11 protein-coding genes are annotated in these 14,848 nt (G+C 67.9%); 9 read left to right on the forward strand and 2 right to left on the reverse strand.

Going from position 1 to position 14,848, the window contains the following annotated elements; genetic code table 11:
* Nucleotides 1-44: 44 nt before the first annotated feature.
* The 6 genes from DKM19_RS23480 to DKM19_RS23505 all read left to right on the forward strand — a co-directional run bounded on the left by DKM19_RS23480 (nucleotide 45) and on the right by DKM19_RS23505 (nucleotide 8,543).
* Complete coding sequence (locus tag DKM19_RS23480) at nucleotides 45-1,025, forward strand: substrate-binding domain-containing protein (RefSeq protein ID WP_110698401.1); 981 nt, start codon at nucleotides 45-47, stop codon at nucleotides 1,023-1,025.
* Between the two features lie 47 nt (nucleotides 1,026-1,072).
* Nucleotides 1,073-2,062, forward strand: coding sequence for a sugar kinase (locus DKM19_RS23485; protein WP_110698402.1), 990 nt, complete (start codon nucleotides 1,073-1,075; stop codon nucleotides 2,060-2,062).
* A 263-nt stretch (nucleotides 2,063-2,325) separates the two neighbouring features.
* On the forward strand, nucleotides 2,326-4,995 hold the full coding sequence (locus tag DKM19_RS23490) for a DUF5107 domain-containing protein (protein ID WP_162641699.1): 2,670 nt from the start codon (nucleotides 2,326-2,328) through the stop codon (nucleotides 4,993-4,995).
* A gap of 73 nt (nucleotides 4,996-5,068) precedes the next feature.
* The gene (locus DKM19_RS50830; protein ID WP_204358966.1) at nucleotides 5,069-5,278 is read left to right on the forward strand and encodes a hypothetical protein; all 210 of its coding nucleotides are present in this window, start codon (nucleotides 5,069-5,071) and stop codon (nucleotides 5,276-5,278) included.
* Between the two features lie 44 nt (nucleotides 5,279-5,322).
* Nucleotides 5,323-6,804, forward strand: a complete 1,482-nt coding sequence (locus tag DKM19_RS23500; RefSeq protein WP_110698406.1) for a mucin-5B — start codon at nucleotides 5,323-5,325, stop codon at nucleotides 6,802-6,804.
* Nucleotides 6,805-7,424: 620 nt separating this feature from the next.
* Nucleotides 7,425-8,543, forward strand: coding sequence for an L-dopachrome tautomerase-related protein (locus DKM19_RS23505; protein WP_110698408.1), 1,119 nt, complete (start codon nucleotides 7,425-7,427; stop codon nucleotides 8,541-8,543).
* 74 nt (nucleotides 8,544-8,617) lie between these two features.
* Here DKM19_RS23505 and DKM19_RS23510 read toward each other — a convergent pair whose 3' ends face one another.
* Nucleotides 8,618-9,256: a nitroreductase family protein gene (locus DKM19_RS23510; RefSeq protein ID WP_204358967.1), complete on the reverse strand. Its 639-nt coding sequence runs from the start codon at nucleotides 9,254-9,256 to the stop codon at nucleotides 8,618-8,620.
* Nucleotides 9,257-9,493: 237 nt separating this feature from the next.
* The gene (locus DKM19_RS23515; RefSeq protein WP_110698410.1) at nucleotides 9,494-10,129 is read right to left on the reverse strand and encodes a bifunctional 2-polyprenyl-6-hydroxyphenol methylase/3-demethylubiquinol 3-O-methyltransferase UbiG; all 636 of its coding nucleotides are present in this window, start codon (nucleotides 10,127-10,129) and stop codon (nucleotides 9,494-9,496) included.
* A 183-nt stretch (nucleotides 10,130-10,312) separates the two neighbouring features.
* On the opposite strand from DKM19_RS23515, the gene DKM19_RS23520 reads away from it, so the two are divergent.
* The 3 genes from DKM19_RS23520 (at nucleotide 10,313) to DKM19_RS23530 (ending at nucleotide 14,676) form a co-directional block, all read left to right on the forward strand.
* Entirely contained in the window at nucleotides 10,313-10,909 is a 597-nt protein-coding gene (locus DKM19_RS23520) for a helix-turn-helix domain-containing protein (protein WP_110698411.1), read from the forward strand.
* Between the two features lie 337 nt (nucleotides 10,910-11,246).
* On the forward strand, nucleotides 11,247-12,602 hold the full coding sequence (locus tag DKM19_RS23525; RefSeq protein ID WP_204358968.1) for a DUF1996 domain-containing protein: 1,356 nt from the start codon (nucleotides 11,247-11,249) through the stop codon (nucleotides 12,600-12,602).
* A gap of 631 nt (nucleotides 12,603-13,233) precedes the next feature.
* The gene (locus tag DKM19_RS23530; protein WP_110705917.1) at nucleotides 13,234-14,676 is read left to right on the forward strand and encodes an RICIN domain-containing protein; all 1,443 of its coding nucleotides are present in this window, start codon (nucleotides 13,234-13,236) and stop codon (nucleotides 14,674-14,676) included.
* Nucleotides 14,677-14,848 lie beyond the last annotated feature (172 nt).

Consider the following 14,848-nt stretch of genomic DNA (forward strand, 5'->3'; position numbering starts at 1 on the left):
TCGCCGTGTCGTGAGGCGTCCCATCCCACCCCGAAGGAAGAACCATGAAGAAGATCGCCGGCTGTGCCCTCGTGGGCGCGCTCGCACTGTCGCTCGCAGCGTGCGGAGGCTCCGATGGCGGCGGAGGCGATGACGCCGGAGGCACCGCGAAGAAGACCCTGACCATCGGCATCGCGAACTTCAGCCTCCAGGCGCCGTACTTCATCGCGATGGACAAGGCCATCGAGACCGAGGCCAAGGCTTACAGCAACGTCAAGGTGATCAGCACGGACGCGCAGGGGGACGCGGCCAAGCTGACCACGAACGTCAGCGACCTGCTCACCCAGAACGTGGACGGGATCATCATCTCCGGCGGCCCGCTGAACGCCGCGCCCGCCGCGATGAACGCGGTCGCGCAGAAGAACATCCCGTCGATCCTGGTGGACCGCAAGTTCTCCGGCGGCCAGTACACCAGCTGGATCGGCCCCAACAACACCCAGATCGGGCAGGGCAACGGCCAGTACATCACCGATCGTCTGAAGGGCAACGGCACCCTCGTTGTCATCACGGGCGGCCCGGCCGACAACACCATCGGTCTGGACCGGACGAACGGCCTGCTCGGTGTGGTCAAGCAGTCGCCCGGTATCACGGTCGTGACCGCCCCGGACTTCGGGGGGTGGAGCTCCGACGGCGGCCTGAAGGTGATGGAGAACGTCCTCGCCAAGAACAAGCACATCGACGCGGTGTTCTGTGAGAACGACGCGATGTGCCTCGGCGCGCAGAAGGCGATCTCCGACGCCGGGCGGACCGACGAGATGTTCCTCGTCGCGGCCGACGGCCAGAAGGAGGCGTTGGCCGCCATCAAGAGCGGCTCGAACTACGCCGCCACCGCGGTCAACAACGCCGACACGATCGGCCGCTCGGGCCTGGACCGGATGATGGCGGTGCTCGCGGGGGCCGAGCCCAGCAAGGACACTCCCTTGGATGCCCCGCTGGTCACCAAGGACAACGTGGACAAGTACAGCAACCCGGACAGCATCTTCTGATCCGCCCGCCACCGTGCCGTACCGATATCGGGAGTGAGGAAGCCTGCGTGATCCAAGACAACACCGATCCCACGAGCAGCGAAGGGACGCCCGTCCTCGTCGCCGTGGGCGAGGGGCTGCTGGAGGTGGGCATGCGTAACGACCTTCCCTCCGGCTACCTCGGCCGGGGCTTCGGCGGGGACGTCGCCAACGTGGCCGTCATGGCGGCCCGGATGGGCACCCGGGCCAGGCTGCTGACCCGCCTTGGCGCGGACACCCCGGGCCGCCTGCTGCTGGACTTCTGGCGGCATGCGCACCTGGACGTCGACCGGATCACCGTCGATCCGTCCGCTCCCACCGGAATGTATGTCAACGCGGTGCGGCACGGCGGGCACACCTTCGACTACTACCGGTCCGGCTCGGCGGCAACGCGGCTCAGCGAGGCGGACGTGGACGAGCACCTGCTGGACGGCGCCGGGGCGCTACACGTCAGCGGAATCTCGCTGGCGATCTCCGGCAGTGCCGCCCGGGCTGCCGAACGGGCTGCCGAACTGGCCCGTGACAGTGGCGTCATGGTGACCTTCTGCGTCAACCACCGCCCGATGCTGCGCCCCGACACCGACCGGAACCTCGCGTTCGCCCGCGCCGCCGACATCGTGATCCTCTCCAGCGAGGACGCCCTCGCGATGCTCGACACGGACCGTCTCGACCGGATCAGGGCCATGCTGGGCGAGGGGCCACAGGAGATCGTGCTGACCGACGGCCCGGCCGGGGCGGTGGTGCTGAGCGACGGTGAGATCCATCGCGTCGCGGCGCCCTCCGTCGTGGTCGTCGACACCGCGGGCGCCGGCGACGCATTGGCCGGCACCTACCTGGCCGGACGGCTCGCCGGGACGGCGCCGCCCGACGCGCTCGAGCCGGCCGTGATCGCCGGGGCGCTGTCGTGCCGATGGCCCGGCTGCGCCAGGTCCTACCCGAGCGCGGAGGAGATCGCGCGGGTGCGGGCGGGCGCGTCCCCGGACGTCGAGCCGCAGCCGTTCTCCAGCGAATCCGCCTGACCGCCGCACCCTCCGTTCACCGGCCGCCCTTCTACCGAACCGCCGGCCCTGATCCGTATCCCCCGGCTCGAACTTCTTCAGCGGACGTGCTCGGCTCCGGTGCCCGTCAGGTCTGGACGAAGTCGTGCCGTTGCACTTCCCGCCCCCACGCGACAGGACGGGCGCGGAGATCACTCCAGATCCCGAAGAAGTCGGCCGAAAAAGCCACCGGAGCCCGGTCTGCACACCGGGCTCCGGGATCACCCCTCATTGGAGAGGACTACATGAATACTCAGTTTAACCGGACGCGCCCGCGCGGCGCGGCCCTCGCCCTGGCGCTGGCTCTGGCCACGGCGGGCGGCGCGGTCGTGTCGATGCCGCAGCCGGTGCTGGCCCAGTCCCAGCAGTCGGCGCAGCCGTCGCTGCGCGTCAGCAAGGTGTCCTCGGTCGACGACAAGTCGATCGACATCACCTTCAACGAGGCGCTCGGGTCGGACATCCTGCAGTTCACCGCGGCCAACCAGGCATACGCGGCCCAGTACATCAAGGTCAGCGGCGGCGTTGCCGGCGGCGCGGACGCGGCGCTCGACGGCCGGCCGCTCTCGCAGGTCGCGGGCACGACCGTCCGTCCCGTGGACACCCCTGACCACCGGACACTGAGGGTGGTGCTGGGCGCCGACGCCACGCTGGACGGCCACACCTACGAACTGTGGTTCGACGGCGGAAGCGACAAGCTCGGCGACCTGTTCTTCCGGTCCGCGGACGGCGGCGTGCTGCCCGGCTCGTCGACGAAGCAGTCCACGTTCCGCGGCACCACCCAGGACGCCGCGCTCGCAACCGTCTCCTCCGCCAAGCAGGTGGACTCGCGCACGGTGGACGTCACGTTCGCCGGGACGGTCTGGTCGGGGATGCCGGTCGGGGCCTACACCGGATCGGACATCACACTCAAGAGCGGCGAATCGTCCGTCCACCCGGTGTACGTGGAGAGCCTCACCGGGACCAGCCAGCGCAACTACCGGCTGTACTTCGGCGCCGACCTGAACAGCGACGCCTCCTACCAGTTGACCCTCGGCACCGGCCTGAAACTGACGACGAACGCGGGAGCGGCCACCGCCGAGGTCGGCGCGACCGTCGCGGGCGGCAGAGGCGCCTACGCGGCTCCGGAGATCGCCGGTGCCGAGGTCGGGGCGTCCGGCGACAGGATCGAGGTCCGGTTCAGCCGCCGGATCGCCAAGGCCGGCGACCTGGCGGTGAAGGAAACCCTGACCGGCGTGAGCGGCACCAACGTCACGGCCGACCAGGTCCGCGGACTGCTGCGCTTCACCGGCCTCACCACCACCTCGGGCCAGGACGTGAGCCAGGCGCTGCGCGACGACGCGGCGTACTTCCCCGACGCGTCCACCCTCGTGATCAAGCTGGACAGCGGGCAGACCCTCAAGGCCGGCGCGCGCGGCAGGGTGGCACTGGCCCAGGGGTCCGTCACCGACATCACCGGCGCCACCAGCACGAACACCTCGCCGGTGTCCGTCCGTGCCCCGCGGCACTTCACCTCGCCGGGTGCCGGCTTCAACCCGAACGGCCCGGACTACCTCAAGGTCAACACGCACGCCACCACCGTCTTCGATCACTACGACTACCAGGTCAGCGACGACGGTGTGTCCGTCCGGTCCGACGGCGTGGCCAACAAGGTGGTCGGGCAGACCATCAAGACCGTCGAGGTGGAGAACAAGTACATCAAGGCGACGTTCGCGCCCGGCTACGGCGGCCGTCTCCTCTCGATGATCTACAAGCCGACCGGGAACGACCTGTTCTACACCAACCCCGTCGGCACCCCGTACGGATTCTCCAGCAAGGCTCCCGGAACGCCCGGCAACTCGCCGTTCTACCAGAACTGGCTGATGGTGTACGGCGGCGTGTTCCCGACGCTCACCGAAGCCGAGCACGGCAAGTACTGGAACGTGCCGTGGGACTACAAGATCGACCAGCGTAACGGCAAGTTCTCGATCACCGTGACCAAGACCGACGACGTCGACTATCCGTACAAGCCGTCCAAGTACGTGCACGGCGCCACCGGCATCAAGACGGCCGTCACCTACTCCGTGGACGCGCACAAGCCGACCCTCGACATGGCGGTCAGCCTGAACAACCCCAGCGACCAGGACAAGCAGTTCGAGTACTGGACGTGCACGACGCTCGCGCCGGGCGCCCCGACGACCTCGGGATCCCCGACGATGTCGGTCGTCTCGCCGGTCAAGACGGTCTACCGCGACCCGGGCTACGCCTGGATGGAGGGCGTCGAGCAGCCCGCCGGCCCCGCCGGCTCCGGCCTGCTCAAGCTGGACAAGCTCAAGCAGATGTCGAACTGGACCCGGGACGGCATCGCCTACGGCCAGGACCTGGCCACCATGCAGCAGGGCAACTGGTGGGGCGTCGTCAACCACGAGAACAACGAGGGCGTCGTCCGGGTCGGCGACAACACCAAGACTCCCGGCATGAAGTTCTGGGAGTGGGGCCAGAACAAGTCGTTCGACACCAACGTCTACACCAAGGGCAACTCGGCCCGTCCCTACATCGAGCTGTGGGCCGGCGCGTCCATGAAGTTCTTCAGCCCCGCCACGCTCAAGGCCGGGCAGACCCTGTCATGGACGGAGACGTACCTGCCGACGATGGACCTCGGCGACGTCACCAACGCCAACACCAACGGCGCCGCGGAGGTCAAGGTGGACGCGTCGGGCAACGTCACCAGCCGGCTGTTCTCCACCGCGATCGGGCAGAAGCTGCGCGCGACCCTGGTCGACGCCACGACCGGCAAGACGCTGGACCAGAGCTCCTTCACCGGTACGGCGAACACCGCGGTCAAGCTCAAGGGCAAGGTCACGCCCGGCGCGCAGGCCCGGCTGGTACTCACCGACACCCACGGCACCACCCTGCTCACGGCCGAGTCCGGCACCTGATCGGGGTCGCCCGCCGCGCGACCCGCGGCGGGCGGCACGCCACCGGCAGCGGGAGATCCAGGTCGTCACCAGGTTGAACAGCGTCGACCAGATCGGCCGCCTCGGGCTCGACCGGGCCATCGAGGTGCTCGACGGCAAGGAGGTGGAGAAGGACACGGTGGTCGAGTCGCCACAGATCACCACGGAGAACGCGCACGTTCCAACGGTTGTGCCGGACCGGGGCGGCAGTCACCGCGCCGGCAGCGGTACGGCGGAACGGGCACTGATCAAGGCAGGCATCTGAACCTGAGGCTGCACGACAACAAGCAGAATTTTCTAGGAGATGCAGTGCGTAGTAAGCGAACACTGAAGACCGGTATCGCCGGACTCGTCACCGCGGCGGCTGTGATCCCGGGCATGAGCGTCGCGGCCACCGCGGCCACGCCGACCACGCCGGCCGCGCCGCCGGCGGCCACGCCGGACAGTAAGCCGCCGGCGGCAACGCCGGACAGTAAGCCGGCCGCGGCCGCCGGCTGGAAACTGCAGTACTCGGAGGACTTCCAAGGCAGCGAGAAGAACCTGAACACGGACTCGAGTCCGTGGATCCGCTTCACCGGTGACCAGCCCTTCGACACGAAGATGGACGACTACGGGGACTGGTGGAAGAACGACTACGGCCCCGCCATGCAAGCGGCGCTGGACAGCTACGCGACATACCGCAAGCAGGTGGAATTCGGCAAGGACGGCTGGCTGACCGCCTCATTGTCGGCCCGCGACTGGGATAAAAACGGCACTCCGGAGCGACCGCCGACAATCTCGACCGAGAAGGCAAAGGGCGGCAACGTTCTTAAGCTCAGTTCACCGGATTCCTACGACGGCGCGTTGATTACCACCTCGAAGAAGCTACCGCCCGAATACCGTCTCGAGTATCACCTCAAGACGCTCGACTTCGGCGGGGAGCGCAACGGCAGCATCTCCTACGACGGCAAGGAGAACGGCTACTCGACAGTGGCCGGCGAGTGCAAGACGCAGTTCCCGTACGCGGAGGGCATCGGGACCCGTGGGTGGAACAGCGAGATCACGACGGATCCGTGTGACTGGCAGAGCGTGACGAACGGTCCCTTCGGATATAACGCCTTCCACCTGCTCGGCATCGTCGACTTCACGAACCCGCAGCCGGCGAACCTGCACTTCTGGCACTACCGGCGGAAGATCCTCATGGACTCGTTCGCCCAGCACCCCGACCGGATCGGCACGGGAAGCGGCGGGCGCGTCTGCGACCCGGAAACCAACACGTACTACCCGTACCGCGACAGCACCAAGAACGTCGTGGACATGTGGATCAACGGCCTACCGAACTTCAACCCTGGCAAGGGCGGAATCACCGGCAACTCGCAGTGGTTCATGACCACCTGCTCCGACGGTGTGGCCTCGGCGGAGGCGTCGCCGTCCGCGGCGGCAGAGATGATCCCCGAACTGAAGCCGAACAGCGACTACGTCTTTGCCGTCGAGCGGGACAAGACCGGCTACACCGAAGAGGTCACCGGAACGTTCCTGCGCGGCGGGCACCGGACGATCCGCTTCCACCGGGACTTCGTCGTCGACGATGTGCCCATCTGGCACTACAACAACACTCCCGATCAGTACGACGGCCGCTACAACGACACTCTCGTACAGAACGGCGTCTACAACCAGCAGGAATGGCCGGACCAGTGGCCGGCCGGCTCGGGTTACCCCGACTTCCCCGTGATCGGCGACCCGTACACCGACGCCGGTGAGGGCACCGCGACGATCGACTCGATCAAGCTGTACGTCCCCAAGAACAAGTAGAACCAACAAGGAAATCGAGGAGGAGGGCCGGGTCGCCCGACCCTCCTCCTCACATCACCGGGCACGCGGGCCCCGTACCGCTTCAAAACCCATCACATACGGCTTGATCCAGGCCCAAGAAAAGCCGACAACGGGCCCATCGCGCCGTGTAGCCCGATGGAAGCCCTCGCAACCCCTCTTCACGCGTTCCCTACGGCGAACGGGGAGATCGCCGCGACGTTGACGCCATGGCCACCGGGAACCACTCCCGCGCAGGTTCGGAACTCCTCGCCATTCCCTGTGGACTCCGTGGCGATCGTGTCGGCGGCTCCCACTTGGCTGCTCACGCCAAGTGCGCCCCGCAGGATTCGAACCTGCGCCCGCCGAACTGAAGTGGATCGCCATTTCCCTGCCTGGTGGGTGCAATGACCTGCCGCGAACCTGAGTGATCTCCCCTGAGGAGGGGAAGGCGTTCCCCGTACGCTCCGAATCTTGGTTTGCGTCAGGGGCGAGGCCGCCATCCGCATCTCGCCCGAACGGGCGCGGGCGGCCTTCCGCGCCGCGATGTCGCTCCCAGGACCACCTCGCGACGTTCCGCAGCGAAGCGTCAACCTGTCCTGAGCAGAGGGGGAACACCGATCATGACGGCAAACGTTCACAAAGACGCCGGAGAGCAGACCGACCAGCCTTTCGGCACGCTGGAGTTGGTGCACGCCTTCAGGGAAGGCCCGATGCCGACCGGCGTCACGGTGTCGCACACTGGCCGGATCTTCGTCAACTACCCGCTCTGGGGCGACGACGTCGCCGCCACCGTGGCCGAGCTGCGTGACGGCGAGGCCGTGCCGTTCCCGGATCAGGCGTGGAACGCCAGGTCCGGTGACCTGTCCAGGCGGCTGGTGTCGGTGCAGAGCGTGGTGGTCGATCCGGCCGACCGTCTGTGGATCGTGGACACCGGCAGCCCGCTGTTCACACCGGCCGAACCGGGCGGCCCCAAGCTGGTCTGCGTGGACCTGCGGAGCGACACCGTGGTCCGGGTCATCACCTTCGAACCCGACGTGGCGCCGAGCACCTCCTATCTCAACGACGTCCGCTTCGACCTGCGCAAGGCGGCCGAGGGCGTCGCCTATCTCACCGACTCCTCCGGCAACGGCCCCAACGCCATCGTCGTGGTGGACCTGGCGACCGGACAGGCGTGGCGGCGACTGGACGACCACCCCAGCACCAAGGCCGAGAACCCGAGTGCCTACCTGCCGATCGTCGAGGGCCGCGTCTTCATGGAACGCCCTCAGGACGGCCCGCCCAAGCCGGTCCTGATGGGCGCCGACGGCATCGCCATCTCGGCCGACGGCAAGCGGCTGTTCTACTGCCCGCTCATGTCACGGCACCTGTACAGCGTGTCGGCCGACGCCCTGGCCGACCGCTCGGTCAGCGAGGAGGAGGTGGCGGCCACCGTCGTGGACGAGGGAGACAAGGGCGGCTCTGCCGACGGCCTGGAAACCGACGACGCCGGACGCGTCTACATCACGAACTGGGAGCACAACGCCATCATGCGCCGCCTCCCGGACGGAACCTTCGAGACTCTCGTGCACGACCCGAGACTGCTGTGGCCCGACACCATGTCGGTCGCCCGGCAGCACCTTTACGTCACCTCCAACCAGCTCCACCGGCAGGCGGCCTACCAGAACGGACAAGACCTGCGCCGCTATCCCTACGCGCTGTTTCGCACGCCGATCGACGCCGGCCCCGTCCGACTGCTCTGAACGAGGAGGCTCCGCCGCCGCGGAGGAGGATCAGCCCGTCCGCCCTGCCGGGTCGGCGCGGTGTCCGATGGAGTTCACCAGGTGTCCCAGTGGATCACCTGGTCGGGTTCCGGGCGGGCAGCCGGGCGGAAGTCGGTGCCCTTGGTGTAGGCGAGCGGCGTCAGCACCGCCTGCGCGACGGTGTCATACGGGATGCCGAGGATCTCGGCGACCTCCTGCTCATAGACCAGGTGCATCGACGTCCAGGCGGTGCCGAGCCCGCGCGCCCGGGCCGCCAGCATGAAGCTCCACGTCCCCGGGAGAACGTTGCCGATCCCCGCGACGGCCGAGGCCCGGTCCCTGCCCTCGTTGCAGCCGATCACCAGCACGGGAGCCTCGCCCATGTGCTCGCCCAGGTAGTCGGCCGAGCTCGCCACCCTGCCCTGGATCCGGTCACGCTCGGCATCACCGGTCGGCCTGCCGGGGTAGCCGGGCGAGGCCTTGTATTTGGCGTACACCCGCCCGTACACGTCACCGATCGCGCGTCGTTTCTCCTCGTCCTGGACCACGACGAACCGCATGGTCACCAGGTTCGATCCCGACGGCGCCTGCAGCGCCATCGCCACACACTCTCTGATCGCCTCGTCGGGAACCGGGCGCGTGAAGTCGAGACGCTTGCGCACCGCGCGGGTGGTGGAGAGCAACTGGTCTGAGTTGAGGTCAAGCAATGTCATACCGACGAGCTTATTAATCCACGCCGAGTACTCGGCCCTGTGGGCTGCCGGAAGGACCGGCTGTTCCCGGGTGACGCGACCCCGACCAGGATCGTACGTCGTTGTCGTGGGTCCCGAATGGTCGGGTCGGGGGCTCCCGCGTCTGAGGGGCGGTGTCCGTACTCATGGGATTCCTTTCAAGCGGGCAAGGGGAATCGGCGCCGGAGCAGCGGGCCCCGGCGCTGTCGGACGGTGTGATTACCGGCGTCGGGTGGCGCGCACGACGACATCCTGGAGGGGGGCCGCTCGGTCTCCGTGGCCGGTGAGCGTGCGGAGGCGCTCTTCGGCGGTGACGATCTCCCATTCCGTGTCGTCCAGGCGCGCGGTGACGGCCGCGGAGGTGACCGACGCTTCGGCAGGGGGGTGGTGCCCGTGGCCGGGAGAGTCCGGGGTGTGCAGGTGCCCCACGATGAGCAGCGTGCCGCCGGGAGCCACCCATCCGGCGATGCGGTCGTAGAACTCCAGCTGGGGCATCGCCGGGTGGGCGTAGTGGGTCATGACCAGGTCGAACTGCGCGCCCGGGGTCCAGGCGCCCAGATCCGCCTCGACCCACCGCAGGCGCTCGGGGGCCCCACCCGCCGCCGCGCGCTCGGCGGCGCGAGCAAGGGCCGCAGGCGAGATGTCGGCCGCGGTGACCTGCCAGCCGTGGGAGGCGAGCCAGATCGCCTCGGCGCCGCCACCGCACCCCGCATCCAGCGCCGTGCCCGGTGTCAGACCGCTGGTCTCACGAGCGAGGTACGGGTTCGGCGGGTTGCCGCCCATGGATCCGGTGCCCCCATCTTGTCCCTGTGTCCAGTGCCGCTCCCAGAAGTCCTTGTCGAATCCGTGCGTCACAGGTCGTCCTCCTCGTTTGCGATGATCTCTCCGTCGTGGCCGGTGACCTCGTCGCGGCCACGTGCCGGCGGCTCCGCCGGCTCACCCGCGCCGACGGATCGTGCACCCTACGGGTGCGTTCCTCATGGTGCTGACAGAGAAGGCGGATGTGCAAACCTTGTTGCCGAATGGCAAAATCGAAGGATGGACGGAGCCATTGATCGCACTCTCGACGCTGTCGGACCGAGGTTGAAACGCCTTCGGCTGCAGCGCGACGTCACGCTCGCCGACCTCGCGGAGGAGACCGGCATCTCCACCAGCACCCTGTCCCGGCTCGAGGCCGGCCTGCGACGTCCCACGCTCGAGCAGCTGCTTCCGCTTGCCCGCGCCTACGGGGTCACACTCGACGAGCTCGTCGACGCGCCGCCGACCGGCGACCCCCGCGTCAATCTGCGTCCCATCCCCGGCGGCGACGGCTCGATCATCCTGCCGCTGACCCGGAGGCCCGGAGGAATCCAGGCCTACAAGTTCGTCCTCCCGACCGGAAGCGACGACGCCGAACCCGACCTGCGCACCCACGAGGGCTACGACTGGGCCTATGTCCTCAACGGAACGCTCCGCCTCGTACTCGGGGAACACGACCTCATCCTCAAGCCCGGGGAGGCCGCGGAGTTCGACACGCGCACCCCGCACTGGTTCGGGGCCACCGGTGCCGGTCCCGTCGAGTTCCTGAGCCTCATCGGGAAACAAGGCGAACGCGCGCACGTCCGTGCAGCACCGAGACAAGGGCCGGCCGAGTAAAAAGCTCGGAGACCTCACAGGAAGCAGCGACCTCTCACCGCTCATCCCCGCCCTGGCCAGGCCGCGGGGCTCCCGCGCACCGGCCGTCGCCGTCTCCGTCCGCACCGCCACCGCCGGCAACGTCATGCCTCGATCAGGCTCCCCCGCGAAGGGTTGACAAGAGTCATGGGCGGGATCATCCTTACCCCGAGAGCGCTCTTTTCACGGCTAAAAATAAGCATTAAGCCATGGGTGAAGGATGTTCCGGAGAACCCTGGCGCCATTTCGCTCTGCCCTGCTGGCGGCGGATATGCCGGTTGTCCCCTGCCCGGGCCCCCCGTGTCCGGAAGGAATCACCGTGCGAAGACCACAGTTCCCGCTGCGCGCCCTACTGACGGTCGTGCTCACCGCCAGTGCCGTCGCCGCTCTCCCCCACCCCGCCGCGCAGGCCGCCACCGGTGTCGTCCAGGCGGAGTCGTACGCCGCCCAGTCCGGCGTGCAGGTGGAGACGACCGCCGATACGGGCGGCGGTCAGAACGTCGCCTACCTCGCCGCCGGTGACTGGATGCGCTTCGACGGCGTCGATCTGGGCACCGGCTCGCTGACGGTCTCCGCGCGGGTCGCCTCCGCCGTCGGCTCGGGCACGGTCGAACTGCGCACCGGGTCCCTGACCGGACCACTGCTGGCCGGCTTCCCGATCACGGCGACCGGTGGTTGGCAGAGCTGGACCACCGCCACCGCCGTCGCCGCCGCCACGCACCCGGCCGGCGCGCAGACGGTGTTCGCCGTCATGCGCAACACCACGACCGGCGACTTCGCGAACATCAACTGGTTCTCCTTCGAGACCACCGCCCCGGCCGGCACCGGCTGGATCAACGTCGACCAGGCAGCGTGGAACGCCCAGCTCGCGGCGTTCAGGGCGATGACCCCGGCGCCGGTGCCCGCCAACGCGGTGCGGGTACCGGAATTCAACGCCACCTGCACCTACAGCCACTCCAGGCCCGACGACCCGATCATCTTTCCTGGGCTGCCCGGCGCCTCCCACATGCACAGCTTCATCGGCAACCGCAGCACCGACGCCTTCACCACAACGCAGACCCTGCTCGGCAACGCCGGAACGAGCTGCGCACCGGCCCAGGACCTGTCGGCCTACTGGATCCCGACGCTGTACGAACACGACCGGCCCATCGAACCCAAAGGGGTGATCGTCTATTACGGCTCGCGCCTGTCGGACTCCTCCAAGACGGTGCCGTTCCCGCTGGGCTTCCGCATGATCGCCGGAGACGCCAGGTCGCAGGCGCCCACCCCGCGGGGCACGGTCAACCAGTTCTACTGCGCCGGGCCCGGCGGCGAGATCGGGCGCAGTGCCGACGGCAACTGGCCGGTGTGCGCCCCGACCGCCAACCTGTTGTTCCAGCTCGTCTTCCCCGACTGCTGGGACGGCGTGCACCTGGACAGCCCGGACCACAAGTCGCACCTGGCCTACACCTACAACGGCGCGTGCGGCGGCGACCACCCGGTGGCCATCCCCTCCGTCTCATTCGTCATCGCCTACCCGGCCAGCGGCACCGCCGACGGCTTCCGTCTGGCGTCGGGAATGGCCTCCTCGATGCACGGTGACTTCTTCAATGCCTGGGACAACAACGCACTCGGCCACCGGGTCAAGGACTGCGTCGTGCAAAGAGCCAAGTGCAACACCGCCGGAACCTTCTGAACCACATAACGAAAACACCACCCGGTCGAACCCCTGCCGAGGCCGCGGGCAGGGGTTCAAGACTGGCAAGAGTCGCCATCCGCCGGATCGGGTAGTCGCACAAGGCCGGTGAGCACGGCCCAGGCCGATGACTCCTGAACCTTTCAGAGGGACGAGCAGTAACCCCAGCCGCCCGTTTCAGCTGTTCAGCGGTACCGCTGTCGCCGCCTCGGCGGAATTACGACTGCACCGAGATGGATTTCCCGTAGCCGGGATTTTGACATCTCGCCTGCAAACGCGAACACTTTGCGGAAATACAGCACAAGCAGGAATGCGACCTGATCGTCGGCCCTTCGTCGCGAATCAATCACTTTATTTCCAGGCTCACAGGGTCGGGATGAGCGCAGAAACGTTGGCGTGAACAATTCTTCGGGCGCTCGTCGATGCACGTCGTTTCCCTTGACGCCTCGCCGTGAGGAGACAGTTGATGATCCGAGGTCACGTCTCTTGCAGGACGTCGCCGGGGATGAGCTTCCCTCCGTCCAGGACGCCACCTTCCACGTGACGTATGAGACGGCGGCGGGGTGACCCGCATCCCGTGCTCGGCGCTTCATGGTCCCCGCTCTCGAGCAAACGGAGGTTGATCGGCACCATGGACTCACGCCGTGCAATCGCAAGCCTGTGCCGGGCGGTTGCGGCCGTCATCCTGCTGGCCGGTGCCCTCGTCGCGACACCGGCGCAGGCGGCTCCGGTGACCGTCACCAACGGCACCCAGTTCCGTGACACCGGCGGCAACGTGCTGCACGCCCACGGCGGCGGCGTGCTCAAGGTGGGCGCCTACTACTACTGGTTCGGGGAGAACCGCAATCCCAACAACACCTTTCGCGCGGTCTCGGTCTACCGGTCCACCGACCTCACCAACTGGGAGTTCCGCAACGATGCGCTGACCCAGTCGTCGAACGCCGAACTCGGCGTTGCGAACATCGAACGACCGAAGGTCATCTACAACAGCTCCACCGGCAGATACGTCATGTGGATGCACAAGGAGAACGGCACCGACTACGGCCAGGCGCGTGCCGCCGTCGCCTCCTCCGCGACCGTGGACGGCGACTACACCTACCACGGCAGCTTCCGCCCGCTGGGACAGCACATGTCGCGGGACATCACGCTCTACAACGACAACGGCACCGCCTACATGATCTCGGCGGCGGCCGAGAACTACGACCTGCACATCTACCGGCTCACCTCCGACTACCTGAACGTCGCCGCGCTGGTGGGCAACTTCTGGCCCGGCGCCCACCGCGAAGCACCGGCGATGTTCAAACGAGGAAGCACCTATTTCCTCCTGACGTCGGCGGCCACCGGATGGAACCCGAACCAGGCTCAGTACGCGACCGCGTCGAGCGTCTCCGGCCCCTGGACCGGGTGGACCAATGCCGGCGACAGCACGACGTTCGGCTCTCAACCGGCGTACGTGCTGCCCGTCCAGGGCTCGTCGACGACCAGCTACCTCTACATGGGAGACCGCTGGGCCGGCGCATGGGGCGGCGCGGCGAACGACTCCCAGTACGTCTGGCTGCCCATCGCGTTCCCCTCCGCCACCGGCATGAGCCTGAGCGGGTATCCGCAGGTCAGCATCGACACCGCCACCGGCGTCATCTCCGGCGTCGGTTCCACGCCGTACTACCGGATCACCGCCCGTCACAGCGGCAGGGTGATGGACGTGGTCAGCGCGTCCACGGCCAACAACGCCGAGGTCAAGCAGTATCCGTGGAACGGCGGCGGCAACCAGAGGTGGCAGTTCCAGGACGCCGGCGGCGGCTACTTCCGGCTGGTGAACTCCAACAGCGGCAAGTGCCTGGACGTGGCCTCGGCCTCCACCGCCGACGGGGCGAACATCCTCCAGTACACCTGCGGCGGCGGCACCAACCAGCAGTGGCAGTGGGTCGCAACCGGTGGCTACTACCAGCTCAGAGCCCGTCACAGCGGCAAGTGCCTGGACGTCGCCAACGCCTCCACGGCCGACGGAGCCGACATCCAGCAGTACACCTGTGGCGGCGGCACCAACCAGCAGTGGACCCGCACCCAATCCTGAGCCCTGGGCTCCGCACGAGCACCGGGAGCGGACGACGCGCTCGCAGCGTCCGCTCCTTCTCCACCGGCCCCGACGGCCCGCACCGGACTGATCCGAACCGTTCCCTCCCGCCTTCCGCATCACCGGCCGAACCGGGCCTCGAGTGGTCGTATCCGGTGCGTGACCAGACGGA

Source organism: Streptosporangium sp. 'caverna', from assembly GCF_003203775.1.
In the GTDB taxonomy this organism is placed as follows: Bacteria; Actinomycetota; Actinomycetes; order Streptosporangiales; family Streptosporangiaceae; genus Streptosporangium; species Streptosporangium subroseum.